Annotated in this window: 21 protein-coding genes; 5 read left to right on the forward strand and 16 right to left on the reverse strand. The window is 65.8% G+C overall.

The genetic code is table 11. The features are described from left to right. Positions 1 to 134: 134 nt before the first annotated feature. The 10 genes from ACRDTL_RS05165 to ACRDTL_RS05210 all read right to left on the reverse strand — a co-directional run bounded on the left by ACRDTL_RS05165 (position 135) and on the right by ACRDTL_RS05210 (position 9,995). The gene (locus tag ACRDTL_RS05165) at positions 135 to 473 is read right to left on the reverse strand and encodes a DUF6285 domain-containing protein (protein WP_431505647.1); all 339 of its coding nucleotides are present in this window, start codon (positions 471 to 473) and stop codon (positions 135 to 137) included. Continuing rightward, entirely contained in the window at positions 470 to 1,459 is a 990-nt protein-coding gene (locus ACRDTL_RS05170; RefSeq protein WP_431505648.1) for a phosphotransferase family protein, read from the reverse strand. The genes ACRDTL_RS05165 and ACRDTL_RS05170 overlap by 4 nt, the downstream gene beginning before the upstream one ends. Then, positions 1,456 to 2,694, reverse strand: a complete 1,239-nt coding sequence (locus tag ACRDTL_RS05175; RefSeq protein WP_431505649.1) for an acyl-CoA dehydrogenase family protein — start codon at positions 2,692 to 2,694, stop codon at positions 1,456 to 1,458. The genes ACRDTL_RS05170 and ACRDTL_RS05175 overlap by 4 nt, the downstream gene beginning before the upstream one ends. 19 nt (positions 2,695 to 2,713) lie before the next feature. Then, positions 2,714 to 3,325, reverse strand: a complete 612-nt coding sequence (locus ACRDTL_RS05180; RefSeq protein ID WP_431505650.1) for a TetR/AcrR family transcriptional regulator — start codon at positions 3,323 to 3,325, stop codon at positions 2,714 to 2,716. Beyond that, positions 3,325 to 4,230: a hydroxymethylglutaryl-CoA lyase gene (locus ACRDTL_RS05185; protein ID WP_431505651.1), complete on the reverse strand. Its 906-nt coding sequence runs from the start codon at positions 4,228 to 4,230 to the stop codon at positions 3,325 to 3,327. The genes ACRDTL_RS05180 and ACRDTL_RS05185 overlap by 1 nt, the downstream gene beginning before the upstream one ends. Continuing rightward, positions 4,230 to 5,435 (reverse strand): CaiB/BaiF CoA transferase family protein, encoded by a 1,206-nt coding sequence (locus ACRDTL_RS05190; protein WP_431505652.1) that lies wholly within the window; start codon positions 5,433 to 5,435, stop codon positions 4,230 to 4,232. Before ACRDTL_RS05190 ends, ACRDTL_RS05185 begins: the two co-directional genes overlap by 1 nt. Further along, positions 5,432 to 6,625, reverse strand: a complete 1,194-nt coding sequence (locus tag ACRDTL_RS05195; RefSeq protein ID WP_431505653.1) for an alpha/beta fold hydrolase — start codon at positions 6,623 to 6,625, stop codon at positions 5,432 to 5,434. Before ACRDTL_RS05195 ends, ACRDTL_RS05190 begins: the two co-directional genes overlap by 4 nt. Positions 6,626 to 6,673: 48 nt before the next feature. After that, the gene (locus ACRDTL_RS05200; RefSeq protein ID WP_431505654.1) at positions 6,674 to 7,768 is read right to left on the reverse strand and encodes a homogentisate 1,2-dioxygenase; all 1,095 of its coding nucleotides are present in this window, start codon (positions 7,766 to 7,768) and stop codon (positions 6,674 to 6,676) included. A gap of 235 nt (positions 7,769 to 8,003) precedes the next feature. Next, a complete protein-coding gene (locus ACRDTL_RS05205; RefSeq protein ID WP_431505655.1) occupies positions 8,004 to 8,975 on the reverse strand; it encodes an NADPH:quinone oxidoreductase family protein in 972 nt (323 codons plus the stop codon). Positions 8,976 to 8,996: 21 nt separating this feature from the next. Continuing rightward, positions 8,997 to 9,995, reverse strand: a complete 999-nt coding sequence (locus ACRDTL_RS05210; protein WP_431505656.1) for an acryloyl-CoA reductase — start codon at positions 9,993 to 9,995, stop codon at positions 8,997 to 8,999. A gap of 23 nt (positions 9,996 to 10,018) precedes the next feature. Here ACRDTL_RS05210 and ACRDTL_RS05215 point away from each other — a divergent pair, with 23 nt between their 5' ends. Then, complete coding sequence (locus tag ACRDTL_RS05215; protein WP_431505657.1) at positions 10,019 to 10,876, forward strand: oxidoreductase; 858 nt, start codon at positions 10,019 to 10,021, stop codon at positions 10,874 to 10,876. A gap of 16 nt (positions 10,877 to 10,892) precedes the next feature. Continuing rightward, complete coding sequence (locus tag ACRDTL_RS05220; protein ID WP_431505658.1) at positions 10,893 to 11,447, forward strand: pyridoxamine 5'-phosphate oxidase family protein; 555 nt, start codon at positions 10,893 to 10,895, stop codon at positions 11,445 to 11,447. A gap of 13 nt (positions 11,448 to 11,460) precedes the next feature. On the opposite strand, the gene ACRDTL_RS05225 is transcribed toward ACRDTL_RS05220, so the two are convergent. Next, the gene (locus ACRDTL_RS05225; protein ID WP_431505659.1) at positions 11,461 to 12,663 is read right to left on the reverse strand and encodes a cytochrome P450; all 1,203 of its coding nucleotides are present in this window, start codon (positions 12,661 to 12,663) and stop codon (positions 11,461 to 11,463) included. Between the two features lie 49 nt (positions 12,664 to 12,712). Here ACRDTL_RS05225 and ACRDTL_RS05230 point away from each other — a divergent pair, with 49 nt between their 5' ends. The 3 genes from ACRDTL_RS05230 to ACRDTL_RS05240 are packed head-to-tail and all read left to right on the forward strand — an operon-like array spanning position 12,713 to position 13,967. Then, positions 12,713 to 13,324, forward strand: a complete 612-nt coding sequence (locus tag ACRDTL_RS05230) for a TetR/AcrR family transcriptional regulator (protein WP_431505660.1) — start codon at positions 12,713 to 12,715, stop codon at positions 13,322 to 13,324. A 32-nt stretch (positions 13,325 to 13,356) separates the two neighbouring features. Beyond that, the gene (locus ACRDTL_RS05235; protein WP_431505661.1) at positions 13,357 to 13,587 is read left to right on the forward strand and encodes a type II toxin-antitoxin system Phd/YefM family antitoxin; all 231 of its coding nucleotides are present in this window, start codon (positions 13,357 to 13,359) and stop codon (positions 13,585 to 13,587) included. Beyond that, on the forward strand, positions 13,584 to 13,967 hold the full coding sequence (locus ACRDTL_RS05240) for a type II toxin-antitoxin system VapC family toxin (protein WP_431505662.1): 384 nt from the start codon (positions 13,584 to 13,586) through the stop codon (positions 13,965 to 13,967). Before ACRDTL_RS05235 ends, ACRDTL_RS05240 begins: the two co-directional genes overlap by 4 nt. A 44-nt stretch (positions 13,968 to 14,011) precedes the next feature. On the opposite strand, the gene ACRDTL_RS05245 is transcribed toward ACRDTL_RS05240, so the two are convergent. The 5 genes from ACRDTL_RS05245 to ACRDTL_RS05265 all read right to left on the reverse strand — a co-directional run bounded on the left by ACRDTL_RS05245 (position 14,012) and on the right by ACRDTL_RS05265 (position 17,768). After that, a complete protein-coding gene (locus ACRDTL_RS05245) occupies positions 14,012 to 14,419 on the reverse strand; it encodes a PIN domain-containing protein (protein ID WP_431505663.1) in 408 nt (135 codons plus the stop codon). After that, positions 14,409 to 14,591 carry a hypothetical protein gene (locus ACRDTL_RS05250; RefSeq protein WP_431505664.1) on the reverse strand — a complete coding sequence of 61 codons (183 nt, stop codon included), beginning with the start codon at positions 14,589 to 14,591 and terminating at the stop codon, positions 14,409 to 14,411. Before ACRDTL_RS05250 ends, ACRDTL_RS05245 begins: the two co-directional genes overlap by 11 nt. Before the next feature lie 59 nt (positions 14,592 to 14,650). Next, positions 14,651 to 15,067 carry an EVE domain-containing protein gene (locus ACRDTL_RS05255; RefSeq protein ID WP_431505665.1) on the reverse strand — a complete coding sequence of 139 codons (417 nt, stop codon included), beginning with the start codon at positions 15,065 to 15,067 and terminating at the stop codon, positions 14,651 to 14,653. A 73-nt stretch (positions 15,068 to 15,140) separates the two neighbouring features. Then, positions 15,141 to 16,349: an acyl-CoA dehydrogenase family protein gene (locus ACRDTL_RS05260; RefSeq protein WP_431505666.1), complete on the reverse strand. Its 1,209-nt coding sequence runs from the start codon at positions 16,347 to 16,349 to the stop codon at positions 15,141 to 15,143. A 24-nt stretch (positions 16,350 to 16,373) separates the two neighbouring features. Continuing rightward, positions 16,374 to 17,768 carry an acyl-CoA dehydrogenase family protein gene (locus tag ACRDTL_RS05265; protein ID WP_431505667.1) on the reverse strand — a complete coding sequence of 465 codons (1,395 nt, stop codon included), beginning with the start codon at positions 17,766 to 17,768 and terminating at the stop codon, positions 16,374 to 16,376. Positions 17,769 to 17,846 lie beyond the last annotated feature (78 nt).

The following is a 17,846-nucleotide window of genomic DNA, read 5'->3' on the forward strand; positions in this document are numbered from 1 at the left end:
CGTAAAGCTCGACCTCGATGCCTTCCCGCAGCAACGCCAAGGCGGTTGCGGCTCCGCCAATGCCGCCGCCAACGACAATCACCTTCATACCGACTCCTGTTCAATGGTCGGCGACGTCGATGCTGAACTGGCTCCTATTCGCTGTCATATCCGGGGTGGGCAACCGCTAGCCGCTGCCGTACCAGGGTGCGCAGACAGGCGGTGACGTCGGCGGCGCGGCCGTCCAACTCGCCCGCGCGGATGGCGGCCGCCAGCTGGGCTTCGTCGTCGAATCCGAGGGCGCCCAGCACGGTGGTCGTTGCCGCAGAACCGGTTTCGAGCAGTTCGCGCTCGACCATGCGCAACGCGTTGGCGGCCACTCGGGCGTGGAAGTTGACCTGCCCACTGGTCGCCTGTCGGACATCGGTTTCGAGGAACTCGGCGGCCGCCGCGACCAGCTCCGTGGCGGTCGGGCGTCCATGAAGGCCGGTCATAGGGGAACCTCGTCGAGCAGGGTGAGCAGGTCCCACTCGGTCTCGCAGACCCGGCGGCCGATCGTCGCCAGCTCCACCGACCGGTTCTGCCCGCTGAGGTGCCGCTCCGCCTGGTAGCGGCAGATGACGCCCCAACGCAGGGTGGCCAGCACCAGCCACCAGTGAAACGCCACCCGGCCGACCGTAGTCCCGCCGGCCTGTTCGTAGGCCCGCAGAAAGTTCTCGACGCTGCCCAGTCCGCCGGCCGCGCGGCTGGCCGGCGCACCGAACCGCCAGGCGCGGATGCAGAACCAGGCCAGGTCTTCGTAGACCTCACCGATGTGCACCAGTTCCCAGTCGAGCACCGCCGCCAATTCGGCTCCGTCGATGATGAGGTTTCCCATCCGGTAATCGCCATGCACCAGGTGCGGTTGTGACGGCGCCGGCCGGTGCGCGTCGAGCCAGCGAAACGCCCACTCGAAGGTGGCGGTGGTGTCGCCCATGGCGTCCAGCCGGCCGCGCCACTCGCCGAGTTGGTCCTCGGCGGCCAGCTGCGCGTCGTGGGCGTCGGCCCGGTGGATGGCGGCCAGCGCCTGCGCGCACTGGCCCAACAGCCGCTCCCGGCCTGCGGCCCCTCCAGTTTTATCGAGCATGCGATCGATGCGCCGGACGATCGTTTCGCCCTTGACCTCTTCACAAATCAGGAATGGATTGCCAAGCGCGGCAGCGGAATTGTCGGCGACTAGGATGCGCGGGACCGGTGCGCCGGCTGCTGCGGCGGCGGCCTGGACGCGGGCTTCCAACTCCATATCCGCGTGCATGTCGTCGGGTGGCCCGATGCGCAGGATCAAGGGGCGGCGCGCCTCGGCTGTGACGGCGTCGAAAGCCCATGTGCTGCGGCTGGCGCCGCCGGTGAGCGCACGCAGGTTCTCGATCGCTGCTTCGGTGCCGAGCGCTGCGTCCACCACCCTGGCCAGGGCGGCTGACAACTCCTGCACGTCCGTCACTTATTGCCGAATTTGAACAGCCGCTGCGCCACCCGGCGTATCTGAATCTCCTCGGCGCCCTCGGTGATCCGGTAGCGGCGGTGGTGGCGATAGATGTGCTCGAACGGCTCGTGGCGGCTGTATCCGAGGCCTCCGAAGATCTGCATGGCCCGGTCGGCCGCGTCGCACACCAACCGGTTGGCGCGGTAATTGGCCATCGACACCTTGTCGGAGACTTCCAGATGGTCGTTACGGTCCAAGTGCCAGGCTGCGTAATACACGAGCAGCCGCACCATCTGGGCTTCGGTCTGCAACTCGGCCAGCGGCCACTGCACGGCCTGGTTGACCGACAGCGGCTTACCGAACACCGTGCGGTTGCCCGCATATTCGGCGGCACGGGTGATGCAGTACTGCGCCGCACCCAGGCTGCTGGCAGCCTGCCGAATCCTGTTCTCGTGCAGGAAAGTCTGGGCAACCTCCAGACCACGGTCCACCTCGCCGAGCACCGCGTCGGCGGGCATCCGCACGTCGGTGAGTTCGACCTCGCCGTGATCGGTGGGCATGTTGAACGTCCACCAGTAGTAGGGGACATTGAACCCCTGCGCATCGGTGGGCACCAGAAACGCGGTGATGCCCCGTGGCTGGCCCGGCTCACCGGAGGTGCGGGCGAAGATCAAGTCGTGGGTGGCTCGGTGCACGCCAGTGTTGAACCGCTTGGAACCGTTGATCACCCAGTCGTCGCCGTCGCATTCGGCACGGGTTTCCAGCCAGGTGGCATCCGAGCCGTGCGCCGGCTCGGTGAGACCGAACGCCATCGAGCGTGCTCCGGTGATAAGCGCCTCCGACCAGTCGCGGCGCTGTTGGTCAGTGCCGAACCGTTCCATCATGATCACCTGTGGGAAGTTCCCGACGATCGACGACTCGTTTTGCAGGTCGTTGTGCAGGCCGAGTCCCTTGGTGGCCAGGTGTTCCCGGATGACGGCCATGTCGACGTTGGTCCCATCGCGGCCGCCGAGCGACGCCGGTAACGCGTAGCGCAGCCAGCCGGCCTTGTCGGCCCGTCTGCGCATCTCGGCGAGCAGGTCTTCCCACGCGCGGGAGGGGATGCCGTCGTTGTCCCAATCGGTGCGGGCGAACTCGCGGCGCTGGTCGAAGTACTGCATGTTTTCGTCCTGCAGCGGCTTGATCTCGGCCTCTATGAAGGTATCCATCTCGGCAAGTAGCCGCGGAAGGTGTTCGGGCAGCGTGAAATCCACTCTGATCTCTCCTGTTTCGTTAAGTGCCGTACAGCGTCTTCTTCCATATCGTCGACAGGGTGACGATGGCGTCCGCGTCACTCATTTCTAGTCCCAGCCCGCAGCGGCCCACGAACACGGTGGTGAAGTTCTCGAACAGCAATGCGATGGCAGCAGCGGTGTGCTCGGCATTGAGCTCGGCGGAGTAGCCCTGCTCCTGGGCACGTCGTACGGAAGCGGCCACGATGTCCATGCCGAAGCGCCGGAATTCGTTCTGCACGGCAGCGAATCGCTGCTGGGTCGCGGCCAGCTGCGCCACCGCGATCATGATGCCGATGTTCTGTTTGAACATGTTCCAGTAGCCGGTGACCACCGAGCTGAAGAACTCACTGTCGCTGGGCGATTCGGGTAGCGGGATGCTCGATCCGGAGGGCGTCACGACGTCGTGCAGAAACGATTCGGCCAGCGCGGCCAGTAGGTCCTCCTTGTCGGCGAAATACCGGTAGAACACCGCGGGTGACTTTCCGGCGGCCGACGTGATATCGGCCAGCGTGGTGCCATGAAACCCACGCTCGGCGAACAGCTTACGTGCCGCCAGCTCGATCGCATGACGGGTTTGGCGGCCCTTGGAGCTTAACGCTGCGGTGGGCATCAGGCCCGCCTTCGGTCGCCGGCACGCAGCAACGCGCCGGGAAGGTCATGGCCGAGAGCCGATCTCGCGACGTCGGCGGCGGCGATCGCCGCGCTCAGGTCTACGTCGACGCCGACGCCGCTGTCGGTCAGCAGATAGACTAGGTCCTCGGTGGCGATGTTGCCGGTGGCGCCCGGCGCGAATGGGCAGCCGCCCAACCCGCCGACCGAGGAGTCCAGCCGGTTGACTCCGCAGCTGACCGCCGCATACGCGCTGGCCAGTCCGGCACCGCGGGTGTTGTGGAAATGGCCGCCCAGCGGCAGGTTCGCGATCACTGGGCGCAGCGCTGTGATCAGCGAGCTGACCCGCCCCGGCGTCGTGGTGCCGATGGTGTCGGCGATCGACAACCGGTCGACGCCGTATCCGCGAGCGGCTGCCGCGATGTCGAGGACCCGTTGCGGCGGGGTGGGTCCGTCGAACGGGCAATCCCACGCGGTGGCGACGATGACCTCGACGACGACATCGCTGTCATGGGCGATCGCGACGATCTCACCGATTTGCGCGGTGGCCTCGTCGCTGGATCGCCCGACGTTGGCGTGGCTGAACGCGTCGGACGCCGACACCACGTACTCGATCGACCGGAGCCCCGCGGCGACGGCACGTTTGGCGCCGTTGGGGCTGGCCACCAGCGCCGAGAACTCGATATCACCGAAGCGGTCCAGTTCAGCGGCCAGCTCGGCGGCGTCGGCCATCGAGGGCACCTTCGACGGGGAAACGAACGCGGTCGCCTCGACCTCCCGCACGCCGGTGGCTGCTATCGCTTCCAGTAATTCCAGCTTGGCCGACAATGGGATTGGTGATTCGATCTGCAGTCCGTCGCGCAGCGCGACCTCGCGGATCGTGACATGCTCGGGCAACTGGGTCATCAAAGCACCCCCTCGGTGCGCAGCTCTTCGAGTTGCTTGGCGGTCTTGCCGAGCAGCCCGATGTAGACGTCACTGTTGTGTTGTCCCGGGCGTGCCGGGCCGGCGTTTCGGATAGTTCCCGGCGATTCGGAGAACACCGGCACGATGCCCGGGCCTAAAACGACCCGTTCAACTCTCTCGTCGAAGTGTTCGGCCAGCATCCCTCGGGCCCGCAGTTGTGGGTCGTTGACCACGTCGGCGACGGTGTTGATCGGCCCGGCGATCACTCCTGCGGCGGACAGCGTTTCGATGATCTCACCGGGCGAGTGTTCGCCGGCCCAGGCGCCGATGATCTTGTCCAGCTCATCCTGATTGCGCCCACGGGCGCCATGAGTGGCGAACCGGTCGTCGGTGCTGAGCTCCGGACGGCCCATCGCCTGGCACAGCCGGGCGAACACGGTGTCCTGGTTGGCGGCGATCACCACCCAGGTACCGTCGCCGCTGCGGTAGATGTTCGACGGCGCGATGCCCTCCAGTCGGGTGCCCGACGGCCCGCGCACCACGCCGCCGACGTCGTAGTCGGGAATGGTGGATTCCTGGATGGCTAAGCAGGATTCGGTCAACGCCACGTCGACCTCCTGTCCTTCACCGGTGGTGCCGCGTCGGTAGAGGGCGGCCAGTGCGCCCTGGGCGGCGAACATGCCGGCCAGGCTATCGCCCAGCGACAACGCCAGCCGGGGCGGCGGCCCGCCGGGGAACCCGTTGAGGTGGCGCAGCCCGCTGGCCGCCTCGGCCACCGACGCGTATCCGGCCTTGTGTGCGTCCGGGCCGGTCTGCCCGTAGCCGGACACCCGCACCAGGATGATCCCGCGGTTGCGCCGCGCCAGCACGTCATAACCCAGGTCCCACTTCTCCAGCGTGCCCGGGCGGAAGTTCTCCACCACGATGTCGGATTTCTCGACGAGGTCCAGGAACAGTTCGCGCCCACCCGGCTGACGCAGGTCGAGTGTGACGGCCTTCTTGTTGCGAGCATGCACCGTCCAGAAGAAGTGCTGGCCGTCCAATTCGGCCTGACCCCAGGTGCGCAGCGGATCCGGAGCGCCGGGCGGCTCGACCTTGATGACCTCGGCACCCATGTCGCCGAGCAGCCGACCGGCGAACGGTCCGGCGATCAGGGTGCCCAGCTCGATCACCCGGATGCCGTCCAGCGGGCCGGTAGGTGTCACTCGGTCCTCGCGAACTCGTGGCGCACCAGCCAGTCGCTCACGATGTCGACGGCCTGCCGGAGCTTGTCGCGTTGATCCGGTCCTGCGTAATAGTGGGTGGCCCCGGTGATTTCGTGCATCTCTTTGTCGGGATGGCCGATCGCCTCGAACAGCCGGCGGGTGTGGCTGGGTGTGCACGCGTCGTCGGCCAGGTTGCCGACCACCAGGGCCGGCACCGCGATGTCGCGACCGCAGGCCACCCCGTCACCATGCGCGTCGTCATAGCTCCATTGCGAGAGCCAGCTACGCAGCGTGCAGAACCGGGCCAGCCCGACCGGGCTCATGTTCACCACCTGAGGATCGCCCAGATAGCACGTTCCCGGGGTGCGTTCGTTGGAATCGACGGTCGGGTCCAGCCAGCGCGGGTCGGCCATCGTGCCGTGCACCACGAATCCGAACTCTTCGTTGGGTCGCCCGGCGGCCTTCAGCTCGGTCAGCTTGTCCTTGACCCAGCCGGTGATGCGGCGGTTGCGGTCGATCTGGGCCTTCCGGTAACGAGCCAGGAATTCTTCACTGTAAGGCGGCTGGTTGGGATTATCCGGGTTGTATAGGTCGAGCTCGGGATCGCGCTTGGTGGGGTCGGATTCGTCGAGAATCGAGGCGTCCAGCCATTCGGTCAGCGTGCCGTGCCGGCTGATGTGTGCGGCCAGCAACATGATTCCGTCGGCTGCGGGCAGGTCCAGCTGGGTCAGGTCGGGGCCGTCGCCGGACGGGCTCGAGGTCACCGACGCGTGTTGAGCCTGCTGTTGGTAGAACACCGACAGCGAGCCGCCGCCGCTCCAGCCGGCCAGCACCACTTTCTGGTAGCCGAGCCGTTCCTTGGCGTCTTTGATCGCTGCGCCGAGGTCCTCGACCACCTTCTCCATCAGCAGGGCGGAGTCGGTGCCGCGGAACCGGCTGTTGCAGTAGATGACGTGGTGCCCGGCGCGGGCCAGCGCGTTGATCATCGGCAGGTAGGCCCCGCCGCCGATCGGATGCATGAACACGATCACGGTGTCCGACGGCTTGCTGCGCGGCTTGAGCAGATAGCTCTCCAGCACGACCAATTCGGCCAGTCCGCCGTAGACGTCGCGGACACCGGAATTATTTTGGAACGCAATCAGATACGGGATGCGCTCGTAGTCGTGGCGTACCCGTGTGCTTTGCGTCATGCGCCGCTCCTCCTCATCGCTCCGCTCTGCATCGTCGTCGGCGCGGCGTCATGAATGCTGTCCCAGGTCGTGCGCCAGCACTTCGGCTGACGGGGTGAGGCGGCGGCGGGTGTCGACGGCGATCACCTGCCAGTCGACATGAGCGAAATCGTCGAATTTGCGGCGCGCCCGTTCTCGGGCTTTCTCCGGTGCGCCATGGTGAACCCCCTGCGGCGCATGGGATATCAGCCCGGGCGGCATCGGGATGCCATAAAGCGAGCCGCCGTGGAAGAAGGCGACCTCGTCGTAGTCGACGTTGCGGTGATACCAGGGGGTGCGCTCGGTGCCGGGCACGCTCTCGGCGGGCTTGGGCAAGAAATTCATCACGTACACGCCGGTGGCCTGCATGAACAAGTGCACCGTGGGTGGCAGGTGCACACTGTCGGAAGTGACGACGTTGTAGTCGGCGATGTTGAAGGTAAACGGAAAGTTGTCACCGCGCCAGCCTTCCACGTCGAGCGGATTATGTTGGTAGTACAGCGTTGTGGGGCCGCCCTCGTGGACCAGCCGGACCTCGTACTCGTCACGACCGTCGTCCTCAACCGGCGCCGGCTCCGGGATGGTGGCCTGCGACGGGTCGAACGGGAAATGCCGGCCCAATGCGCCGGGCGGCGGGACGCGGAACTCGTCGGTGGCCTCGATTATCAGCAGCGTCGTCTCGCGCTCGGGCAGCTGGCGCCAGGTCGTCGCCTTCGGCAGATACATCCAGTCGCCTTGGCGGTAGGGCAGCGGCCCGAACTCGGTCTGCAATTCTCCGGCACCGCTGTGCACGAAGCACAGCAGGTCACCGTCGACGTGGCGGATGTAGAACGGCATCGGCTCGCCGCGGCGGGAGATCGAGATCCGGCAGTCGGGGTTGGCGAACATCAGCAGCGGACCGCCGTTGGCGTCGGTGGCGTCGCCCGGCTTGAGCTCGCCGGTCAGCACGTCGATCGGCCGCAGCGGGCCGACCGAACGGTAGGCGGTCGGGTCGTGGCGGCGGTACATGTTGGCGGTTCGTCCGGTGAATCCGGCCCGGCCGAGCTCATCGTCCTTCAGGCCGTCGAGGTCGGCGTGCAGACGGCGCGGGGTTCTGCCTTTCCGCAGGTGGACAAAGGATTCCATGGAGTGGCTCCCGGTTTGGCGAAGTTAAAACTGAAAGTGACGTTAGTTTCTCTTTTGCGGCAGCACAAGGGCCGAGCAGCTTCGAACGCCATTGACTGTGTGGGATGTGGACGCGATTTGGCGAGTTTTGTGTCCATAACCCACACAGTCAACAAAGTGGCCGGAGAAGGCGTGCCCACAGTTTCCGGCGTGTTGATCATCGTGTGGTGGCCGGCTAGCCTGGGCAAGCGATCGTTCAGTCCCGGACGCGTAGTACGACTTTTCCTTTGGCAGTGCGATTCTCAAGCGATGCGACCGCGGCGGCGGCGTCTTCCAGCGGGTACACCACCGGGTCCGGGGGAGGCAGCGTGCCCGACGCGAGGAGGCGCTCGAGCCCGGCCCACTGCTCGTCCAGCGCGTTGGGATGCGTTCCGGCCCAGGCGCCCCAGCCGACACCGACCACGTCAATGTTGTTGAGCAGCAGCCTGTTTACCTTCACAGTGGGTATTTCACCGCCGGTGAAGCCGATCACCAGCAGGCGTCCCGCCGGAGCAAGCGAGCGTAGCGAGTCGGTGAACCGGTCGCCGCCGACCGGATCGACCACTATGTCGACCCCGCGGCCGCCGGTCAACTCTTTTACCGCGTCTTTGAACCCCTCGGCCAGCACCACGTCAGTCGCACCAGCGGCCGTCGCGATCCCGGCTTTGTCCTGCGTGCTGACCACCGCGATGACGCGGGATGCGCCGAGCACCGGAGCGAGCCGCAGTGTTGAGGTTCCGATACCACCGGCAGCTCCGTGTACCAGCACGGTCTCGCCCTGCTGCAGCCGGCCGCGGACGCTCAGCGCGAAGTACACCGTCAGGTCGTTGAACAACAGGCCGGCGCCCGCCTCGAAGCTCACGTTGTCCGGCAGCGTGAACACCCGATCGGGGGCGAGCACCGCCACTTCGGCCATTCCGCCGGTGAGCATCGTCAGACCGACCACCCTGTCTCCGGACCGCACCCGGGCGTCGTCGGGTGCTGATCGGACCACTCCGGCGATTTCTGCCCCCAGCACGAACGGCGGATCGGGCTTGTACTGGTAGAGGCCGCGGGTGAGCAGCGCGTCCGGGAATGCGGCTCCGGCGGCGTGCACTTCGACGACCACGCCGTCGGCTGCGGGTTCGTCGACTTCAGCCACCTCGATTGCTTCCGGACCATCTAGTCGAGTCACCCGTGCTGCGCGCATGCAGAGCACCCTACTGGCGGCTCAGAACCCGTCGGCTACCCGTACCACCGCCCGGCCGGAGAACGCGCCCGCGCGCACCTGGTCGAGCACCTCGACGACGTCTTTGACGTCGACGTCGGTGGTGATGGTGTCGAGATGAGGCGGCCGCAATGAATCGCCGAGCCGCCCCCACAACTCCCGGCGGCGCCCGATCGGCATCTGCACGGAGTCCATCCCGAGCAGTGCGACGCCGCGCAGGATGAACGGCAGCACGGTGGTGTGCAGCGCCGCGCCGCCGGTGAGGCCACTGCAGGCGACCGCGCCGCCGTAGTCGACGGTGCTGAGCACGTCGGCCAGTGTCGCGCCGCCCACGCAGTCCACCGCCGCTGCCCAGCGCGCTTTGGCCAGCGGACGCGGCTTGGCGCCCGGATCGGCGGGTAGACGGCCGATAACCTCCGCAGCGCCAAGGCTTTTCAGCCTGTCCGCGGCCTCAGGCTTACCGGTCGACGCCGCCACCCGGTAGCCGGCGGCGGCCAGTAGGTCCACGCTGACCGAGCCCACGCCGCCGCTGGCCCCGGTCACCACGACCGGTCCGGCATCCGTCGTGACGCCCCAGTCGATGAGCGCCTGCACACTCATCGCCGCGGTGAACCCGGCGGTGCCGATTGCCGCGGCATCGTGCAGGTTCAGCCCCTTCAGCAACACAACTTGATCGGCCGGCAGCTGGGCGTATTCCGCGTAGCCGCCGTGGTGGCCGGTGCCGATCTGGTAACCGTGGGCCAGGACCGTGTCGCCGACGGCGAAGTCCGGTGATTGCGACTCGACGACCTCGCCGGTCAGGTCGATACCCGGCACGACGGGATAGCTGCGCACCACCCCGCCGCCCGGCGTCACTGCCAAGGCGTCTTTGAAGTTGACGCTGGAATACAGCACCCGGATCGTCACCTCACCGGGCGGCAGGTCTGCTGCGCGCAGTGTCTCGACCGCGGTGGTGACCTTGTCACCGTCCTGGCGTGCCATCAGTGCCTGAAACGTCTCCATGAACTCGACGCTAACCTCTTTGCATGGACTCCTTTCCACTTGGTGGCGTTTCGGTCGCCCGCATCGGTTTCGGGGCGATGCAACTGCCCGGACCGGGCGTATTCGGGCCACCGCGCGACCGCGACCAGGCGCTGGCGGTGCTGCGGCGGGCCGTCGAGAGCGGTGTCGACCACATCGACACCGCGCAGTTCTACGGGCCGGATGTGGCCAACGAGCTGATCCGCGAGGCGCTGTATCCCTATCCGGAAAACCTGGCGCTGGTGAGCAAAGTGGGTGCTCGCCGTGACGATCGAGGCGGCTGGCTACCCGTTGTCGACCACGACGACCTGCGCCGAGACATCGAGGCCAACCTGCGCACTCTGGGGGTCGATCGGCTGGCCGCCGTCAATCTGCGGCTGATGGACGGTGAGTTGCCGGATGACCGCTTCGACGACCGGCTTTCGGTGATGATCGCCGCCCGCGACGAGGGCTTGATCGACGGGATCGGGCTCAGCAACGTGACCTACGAGCATCTGCTGCGCGCGCTGGAGCAAACCGACATCGCCTGCGTGCAAAACGCTTTCAATCTCCTCGACCGATCTTCGGCGCCCGTGCTTCAGGAGTGCGCGGCACGCGGTATCGCGTTCGTGCCGTTCTTCCCGCTGGGGTCGGCGTTTTCACCGGACAATCCGGTGCTCGGCAATGAGCTGGTTCAGCAGGCCGCAGCCCGGTTGAGTAGCACCGCTGCGCAGGTGGCACTGGCGTGGACATTGAGCGTGGCGCCCAACGTGCTGCTGATCCCGGGTACCTCGTCGGTGCGGCACCTGGAGGAGAACCTGGCCGTCGCCGATATCGAACTCGACAACGACACCCGCGAGCAGTTGAACGCACTCGTCGCCTGAATCCCGGGAGCTGATCATGCTGCTACCACTGGTGTCGGAGCCCTTCACGGTGCCCACCGACCGCGACATGCTCCCTTCGGAGCGGCGCGAATTCGTGCGCACCCACCGTACCTGCGTGTTCGGCTACCGGCGACGACAGGACGGCCCGGCCATGTCGATCGTGTACTACATCCCCACCGACGACGACGAGCTGCTGGTCTCCACGATGGCCGGCCGCGGCAAGGCGCGTGTGATCGCACGCGACGGCAAAGTCAGCCTGTGCGTGCTCGACGAGCGGTGGCCCTTCGCCTATCTGCAGGTGTATGCCGACGCCGTGATCGAGCGTGACCGCGACCTCGTCGTCGACGTCATGATGGCCGTCGCCGGTCGCATGTCCGGCCAGCCGCTCGGTGAAGAAACCCGTCCGCACGTCGAGGCCATGGCCGAGCAGGAGCAGCGCGTCGTCGTCCGCTGCCGCCCCTACGCGACCTTCGCGCAGCCGCCGCGACACCTGCACCGCAACGATCAGGAAGAGGAAATCACCCACTGGGTTTCCGGCACAGTCGTGTGGGACGCGCCGGACCCGACGTGAATTCGCCGACGTCTCAGGGCAATACGATGCGCAGGCGCTCCCAGCCGCGCACGGTCGAGGTCGGCGCGAGCTGTGCTGTCTCGTAGTCGATGTCCCACTCGGGCCAGCGGTTGAGCAGTTCGTCGAGCGCCACCCGGCCTTCCAGGCGCGCCAGGTTCGATCCGAGGCAGAAGTGCACACCCTTGCCGAAGGTCAAGTGCGGGCCATCGTTGCGGTGGATGTCGAACGTGTCTGGATCGGTGAATCGGCGAGGATCGCGGTTGGCGGCCCCGAACAACAGCAACATCGCACTGCCGGCCGGCACCGTGGTGCCGTAGCACTCGAAATCCCTTGCCATCCACCGCGCCACATGTGGGCCGGTCGGCTCGAACCGCAGCGTCTCGTCGACCGCGCGGTTCAACAATGACCGGTCCGCTACCACGTCGCGGCGTTGGTCGGGATGCTCGGCGAACACCTTGGCCAGCCAGCCGATGAGCCGGCCGGTCGTCTCATTGCCGGCCCCGGCCACGACCTGGGTATAGCGCAGCACCTCGTCGCGGGTCAACTTCCTGGTCACGCCGTGCTCGTCGTCGAACTCGACGTTCAGCAGCGCGGTCATCAGGTCGTCGGAGGGATTTTTGGCCCGCCAGTCGATGTAGTCGACGTAGATTCGCCCGTCGGCGATCCTGTCGACGTCGACCACCTTCATCGGCGTTCCCGCCTTCGTGCGCAGGTTCGCGTCGTTGGCGTCCCGCACGCTGACCTGGTCGGATTCCGGGATGCCCATCAGCATGCCGATCACCCGCATCGGCATCATCGAGGCCAGCTCGGCGATGATGTCGAACCCGTCGGAGCCGACGAGCGGATCCAGGCAGCCCACACAGAACCGCCGGATCTGGTCCTCGATCGCGGCCATCCGGCGCGGTGTGAAAACCCGCGACATCAACCCGCGCAACATGGTGTGCATCGGCGGATCTTGGAACATCATGACGCCCGGTGGCATGTCGAAATCCGATTGCACGAGTTCGAGGATGTCGCCCCTGCTGTTGGAGAATGTCTCCCAGTTCAGCAACGCCTTCTCGACGTCGCCATAACGCGAGAGCGCCCAGAAGTCGTACCGCTCGTTGTAGTAGATCGGCCCTTTGTCGCGCAGTCGGGCATAGACCGGGTAGGGGTTGCCGACGATGTTGACGTCGTAGGGGTCGTAGGAGACGTCGGTGTCGTTGGCGATGGTCATCAGTTCCTACCACTTGTTTGGGCGATCGCCCAATTACTAGGCTGGGGCCATGTCTAGCAGCCCATCCGCGAGTCGGTCAAGGGTTGGCGCTCGCGATTCAGCGACCCGGCGCGCGCTGATCCGGGCGACGGCCGAGATCATGATCGAAGAGGGCTACGCCGCGGCAACGTCGCGCCGGGTGGCTGGCAAGGCCGGGGTCCGACCGGCATTGGTGCACTACTACTTCCCGAGCATGGATGACTTATTCGTGGCCGTCCTGCGGGCCGGGGCAGAGACAACCCTGCAGCGTCAGCGCCAGGCGATGGCCGGCGACGAACCGCTGCATGCGCTGTGGCGGCTCAACAGCACGCAGGGGGCCCAACTGATGCTGGAGTTCATGGCTTTGGCGAACCACCGCAAGGCAATTCGCACTGAGATCGGCGCGTATGCCGAACGGTACGGGGACGTGGAGGCCGCCGCGCTGACCGAGGCCATGGGCGCCCATGGGGTCGACATGCAGGAGTTTCCGCCGGTGGTGATGTCGATGATCCTGACTAGCCTCGCCCGCATCATGCTGCTCGAACAAAGCCTGGGCATCGACCGCGGGCACGACGCTGCCCGAGAGTTCATCGGGCGCTACCTTGACCGCTTCGAAGCCACTTCGTCGCTCGACATGACTTAGTCCGACTAGACTAAGTCTGGTAGGCTGTTCGCATGTCGACCGTCAACATCCACGATGCGAAGACCCACCTGTCGCATTTGCTCGCTCGTGTCGAGAATGGCGAGACGATCACGATCGCCCGCGCCGGCAAGCCGGTCGCCGACCTCGTTCCGCACTTGCGCGCCGACATCGCCTTCGGCGGCTTAGCCGGCCGTCTGCGCTACGACGCGGATCACTTCGATGACACCGATGGCGATCTCAACGCCTTGTTCGGCATCGAATGAGCGGGCTCTTACTCGACACCCACGTCGTGCTCTGGCTGCTCGACGATAGTCCGCGGCTCGGTAAGCAGGCACGGAAACGAATCAGCGGAAGCGCAGCCGTGTATGTCTCTGCCGCAAGCACGTGGGAGTTCGCCATAAAGGCGGCGGTCGGAAAGATCACGCTGCCCGACGATCTCGAAGACGCGATCAACCGATCTGCCGTCCGCGACCTGCCCGTCACACGTCGCCACACTCTGGCGTCGGACCTCATGGCACTGCCCCACAAGGATCCCTTCGACGCAATTCTGGTGGCCCAGGCGACGGTGGAGCGGCTCACACTGCTCACGGCCGACGCGAAACTGCTGAACGCGCTGCCCGACGCCATCGACGCCGGGCTCTGACTCAAACACTCAATACGCGGAAGCGTTCGGCGCCAAAAGCTGTCTCAGAACGGGTTTTCAATGGTCAGGCCCTGGTAAACAGCACCGGCGCTAAGGTCTTCGGTGAGGACTCGAGTGCATCCGGCTTGTCGCGCGGCCTCTACCACCAACGCATCCCAAAGGGACAGCTGCCAGCGTTGTCCGGCGTCAATCGCAAGTTGAACCAACTGCGAATCGATGGGCACACATGCGAGGCGCGCTAGTAGGCGCACCATTTCGGTAGCCGTGTGGAGCGCAACCGCGGGCTGCAGCTTGCGAGTGATGGTCACGTAGAACTCGCCGAGCACCTGGGCGGACATCACGACATCGGCGGTTTCCGTCAGCAATGCCCGCGCGGTCTGCTTCTTGGCAGGGTCGGCATTGTCGACGGCGTAGACCAATACGTTGGTGTCCAGGAACGTCCTACTTGGCATGCAGGTCCTCGCGCGTCCAGGTGCGGCCTTCGGAGCCGCTGGAGGCCTGGACGGTGTCGGCGATCGCCAGGAACTCCGTGACTGCCTGCCTCGCGGGGTTCTCGCCAACGAAACTCTCCAAGTAGTCGCGAACCAGCGCGTTGACGGTCGTTCGCAATTGGAGCGCACGCATCCGCGCCCGCTGCAAGAGTTCGTCGTCAATACTCAGCAGAGGTCAGGTGCTTCGGGGGTTCATGAGGCGGTCATCGCCGAGCGAATCACCGCCAGGTCGTGATCGTCGATCTTGAACACGCCGAATCGGAACTTGTAGCCCCACCGAGCCTTGTCCTCGATGAAGTCGAGTTGGTCGATCAGCGGCCGAATCGCCGTTTCGGTGCACTCGAGGAAGTCGACGTTGCGACGCCAGGGGTCGAAGTCGGGCGCCATCTTCGCCTGATATGGCTGGTCATCGGCGACTCGACCGATGGCGGTGAAGGCCTGAAGCGGCTCACCGTCGGGGTGGACGGTCTTCGGTGAGTAGAAGATGATCCAGTCACCTCGGGACATCTTGCGAAGCATGTGCGGCTTGCCGTGGTTGGCCTGGGTAAAGCGACCGCGCACCCCCTGTTCGACATGGTCACGGCTGACCGTATTGATCCAGTTCGTCATGACCGCATGCTAAGCCGGGTGGCCAACACATCTGTGCGCTTGTCGTTGGGCTGTGGATAACTTCTCGCCAGGGCTACTTGAGCTCCGACGACGACAACCCCAGCAGCCGGCGGGCCACCACCAGCTGCTGGATCTGCTGGGTGCCCTCGAAGATATCCATGATCTTCGAGTCGCGGGCCCACTTCTCCAGGAGCGTCTGCTCCGAATAGCCGGTCGTTCCGGCCAATTCGACGGCCTTGCAGGTGATGTCACTGGCCACCCGCCCGGCCTTGGCCTTGCTCATCGACGCCTCTTTGGAGTTGGGAATGCCGTTGTCGGCCTGCCACGCCGCGCGCAGCGCCAGCAGGTAACTGGCCTCCCAGTCGGCCTCCATCCGCAAAAACTCGGCGGCCGGGGCGCTTTGAGCATGCGACGGCTTGTCGTAGGAGATCTCGACGCCCGACTCGACGAGGACCCTGCGGAGTTCCTCCAGCGCGGCACGGGCGATCCCGATCGCCATCGCGGCGACAACCGGCCGGGTGTTGTCGAAGGTCTCCATCACCCCGGAAAACCCTTTGCCCGGTTCGATTTCGGGATTGCCGAGCAGGTTGTCCTTGGGTATGCGGGCATTGTCGAAGCGGATCACCGCGGTGTCAGAGCCCTTGATGCCGAGCTTGTTCTCCAGTCGTTCGACGCTGACACCGGGATGCTCGCGCGGGACGATGAACGACTTGATCGCCGGACGGCCCTTCGACTTGTCCAGCGTCGCCCACACCACGATGTGGGTGGCGCGTGAGCCGGCGGTGACGAAGATTTTCTCGCCGTTGATCACGTACTCGTCGCCGTCCAGGGTGGCGGTGGTCGACACCGCCGCCGAGTCTGATCCGAATCCCGGCTCGGTGATGGCCATCGCGGCCCACACCTGACCCAAACGTTTGAGCTGTTCGTCGGTGGCCACCCCGGAGATCGCCGCATTGCCCAGGCCCTGGTAGGGGATCGACAGCATCATCGCGGCGTCGCCCCAGCAGGCCTCCATCGTCTGCAGCACGGCGGCCATGTTGGCGCCGTTGCGGTTTTCTTCCTTGCCTGCACTGTCACGAAACGCCTCGGCTCCGCTGAGTCCCAACGTGTTGGACTCGGCCGCTCCCATGAACAGGCTGGCCAGCGTGTCCAGCTCGACCGGGTAGGCGTGTTCTTTCACGTCGTATTTGCGTGCGATCGGCCGCATCATCTGGGCAGCGCCTTGATGTGCTTTCTCGACGACGGTGTGCATTTTCTTGGGGATTTCCAGATTGATTGCCATGACAGGTCTTTCGGTTGGGGAAACTTAGATGACGACAACACCCTCGGCGACGCCGATGGCCCGCAGGTCGCGGTACCAGCGCTCGACCGGGTGTTCCTTGGTGTAGCCGTGGCCGCCGAGCAGCTGCACGCCGTCCAGGCCGATCTGCATGCCCTTGTCCGCGCCGAGCCGCTTGGCCAATGCCGCTTCGCGGGCAAATGGCAGACCTTGTTCGGCGCGGGCCGCACCCCGCCAGGTGATCATCCGCAGCCCGTCCAGTTCGATGGCGATGTTGGCGCACATGAACGCAACGGCCTGTCGGTGGGCGATGGGCTCGCCGAATGCTTCGCGTTCCTTGACGTAGGGAACGACGTAGTCGAGCACGGCGTGGCTGGTGCCGACCGCCAGTGCCGCCCAGCCCAACCGCGACAGTGCGAGTGCCTCCGAGTAGTCCGTATCTGTGGCGTCGTCCTCGCCCAGGCGGGCGCTCACCGGTAGCGACACGTTGTCCAGCTCGATCCGGCCCAGCGCCGCGGCGCGGATACCCATGCTCGGGTCGGCCTTCACGGTCAGGCCGCTGCTGGATGACTCGACAATGAACAGCGCCGGCTCGCCGCTCAGTTGGGCGGCAATGATGAACAGTTCGGCGTCGGCGGCGGCCGGGACCAGTGACTTGACCCCGGTCAGCCGATATCCGCCCGGGGTCCGTACGGCGGTGGTCTTCAGCTTGGTCGGGTCGAACAACGGTTGCGGCTCGGCGATCGCCAGACAAGCCTGCGGGACGTTCTCGCCGGCGAATTCCTGGAGATAGGTGGCCTGTTGATCGGTGCTGCCCCAGTGGGTCAATGCGGAGGCCACGCCGCCGGGCGCCAGGATCGGCAAGGTCAGTCCCATGTCGCCGTAGGCCAGTGCCTCGGCGACCAGCACGTTGGTCACGCTGGATCGCTGCGCCGCAATGCCCTCGAAGTCTTCGGGCACGTTGACGGCGGTGACGCCCAGTTCGGCGGCCTTGGCGATCAGGTCCGGGGGATAGGTGGCGGCTTCGTCGGCGTCGTGCGCGGCGGGCCGCAGGATCTCCTCGGCGAACTGCTCGACGGTTTCGACGATCAGTTTCTGGTCGTCGTCGGGGGTCAGGTCGAAGTAGTCCGCACCGCTGGCCTTGAGCCGGGCGGGCGCCTTGCCGATGCCCTGAATCTTGTTGAACTGCCTGGTGGACGCGCCGGCGGCGGAGAAGGCCTGCTTGATGCCGTAGCGCAGGGTGCGGTTCAACGGATCGCGCAGGTTGTATTTGTCCAGGAACTCCTGGCCGACCAGCGGGGTGATCAGCGCCAGCCCGATGTCGGTCGGAGTCCGCCGGTGCTTGTGCAGCCCGACAGCGGTCTTTCGGCCGACCCGTTTCGGGCGTGGCGTGGAGCCGTTTACAGGAGGGACAGTGTTCATCTCGGCAGCCTCACTTGAAGGGGAAGTGCGGGTTAACCGTATCTTACTCTGGAGTAAGATACGGTAGCTGTTAGGTAA

Origin of the sequence: Mycobacterium sp., from assembly GCF_050700595.1 — a bacterium.
Taxonomy (GTDB): Bacteria; Actinomycetota; Actinomycetes; order Mycobacteriales; family Mycobacteriaceae; genus Mycobacterium.

Bases quoted from the DNA above. Each gene is read 5' to 3' on its own strand.
- ACRDTL_RS05200 (WP_431505654.1), bottom strand. From the start codon at position 7,768: ATGGAATCCTTTGTCCACCTGCGGAAAGGCAGAACCCCGCGCCGTCTG.
- ACRDTL_RS05215 (WP_431505657.1), top strand. From the start codon at position 10,019: ATGGACTCCTTTCCACTTGGTGGCGTTTCGGTCGCCCGCATCGGTTTC.
- ACRDTL_RS05165 (WP_431505647.1), bottom strand. From the start codon at position 473: ATGACCGGCCTTCATGGACGCCCGACCGCCACGGAGCTGGTCGCGGCG.
- ACRDTL_RS05195 (WP_431505653.1), bottom strand. From the start codon at position 6,625: ATGACGCAAAGCACACGGGTACGCCACGACTACGAGCGCATCCCGTAT.
- ACRDTL_RS05205 (WP_431505655.1), bottom strand. From the start codon at position 8,975: ATGCGCGCAGCACGGGTGACTCGACTAGATGGTCCGGAAGCAATCGAG.
- ACRDTL_RS05185 (WP_431505651.1), bottom strand. From the start codon at position 4,230: ATGACCCAGTTGCCCGAGCATGTCACGATCCGCGAGGTCGCGCTGCGC.
- ACRDTL_RS05245 (WP_431505663.1), bottom strand. From the start codon at position 14,419: ATGCCAAGTAGGACGTTCCTGGACACCAACGTATTGGTCTACGCCGTC.
- ACRDTL_RS05230 (WP_431505660.1), top strand. From the start codon at position 12,713: ATGTCTAGCAGCCCATCCGCGAGTCGGTCAAGGGTTGGCGCTCGCGAT.
- ACRDTL_RS05250 (WP_431505664.1), bottom strand. From the start codon at position 14,591: ATGCGTGCGCTCCAATTGCGAACGACCGTCAACGCGCTGGTTCGCGAC.
- ACRDTL_RS05260 (WP_431505666.1), bottom strand. From the start codon at position 16,349: ATGGCAATCAATCTGGAAATCCCCAAGAAAATGCACACCGTCGTCGAG.
- ACRDTL_RS05210 (WP_431505656.1), bottom strand. From the start codon at position 9,995: ATGGAGACGTTTCAGGCACTGATGGCACGCCAGGACGGTGACAAGGTC.
- ACRDTL_RS05225 (WP_431505659.1), bottom strand. From the start codon at position 12,663: ATGACCATCGCCAACGACACCGACGTCTCCTACGACCCCTACGACGTC.
- ACRDTL_RS05255 (WP_431505665.1), bottom strand. From the start codon at position 15,067: ATGACGAACTGGATCAATACGGTCAGCCGTGACCATGTCGAACAGGGG.
- ACRDTL_RS05220 (WP_431505658.1), top strand. From the start codon at position 10,893: ATGCTGCTACCACTGGTGTCGGAGCCCTTCACGGTGCCCACCGACCGC.
- ACRDTL_RS05265 (WP_431505667.1), bottom strand. From the start codon at position 17,768: ATGAACACTGTCCCTCCTGTAAACGGCTCCACGCCACGCCCGAAACGG.
- ACRDTL_RS05240 (WP_431505662.1), top strand. From the start codon at position 13,584: ATGAGCGGGCTCTTACTCGACACCCACGTCGTGCTCTGGCTGCTCGAC.
- ACRDTL_RS05235 (WP_431505661.1), top strand. From the start codon at position 13,357: ATGTCGACCGTCAACATCCACGATGCGAAGACCCACCTGTCGCATTTG.
- ACRDTL_RS05180 (WP_431505650.1), bottom strand. From the start codon at position 3,325: ATGCCCACCGCAGCGTTAAGCTCCAAGGGCCGCCAAACCCGTCATGCG.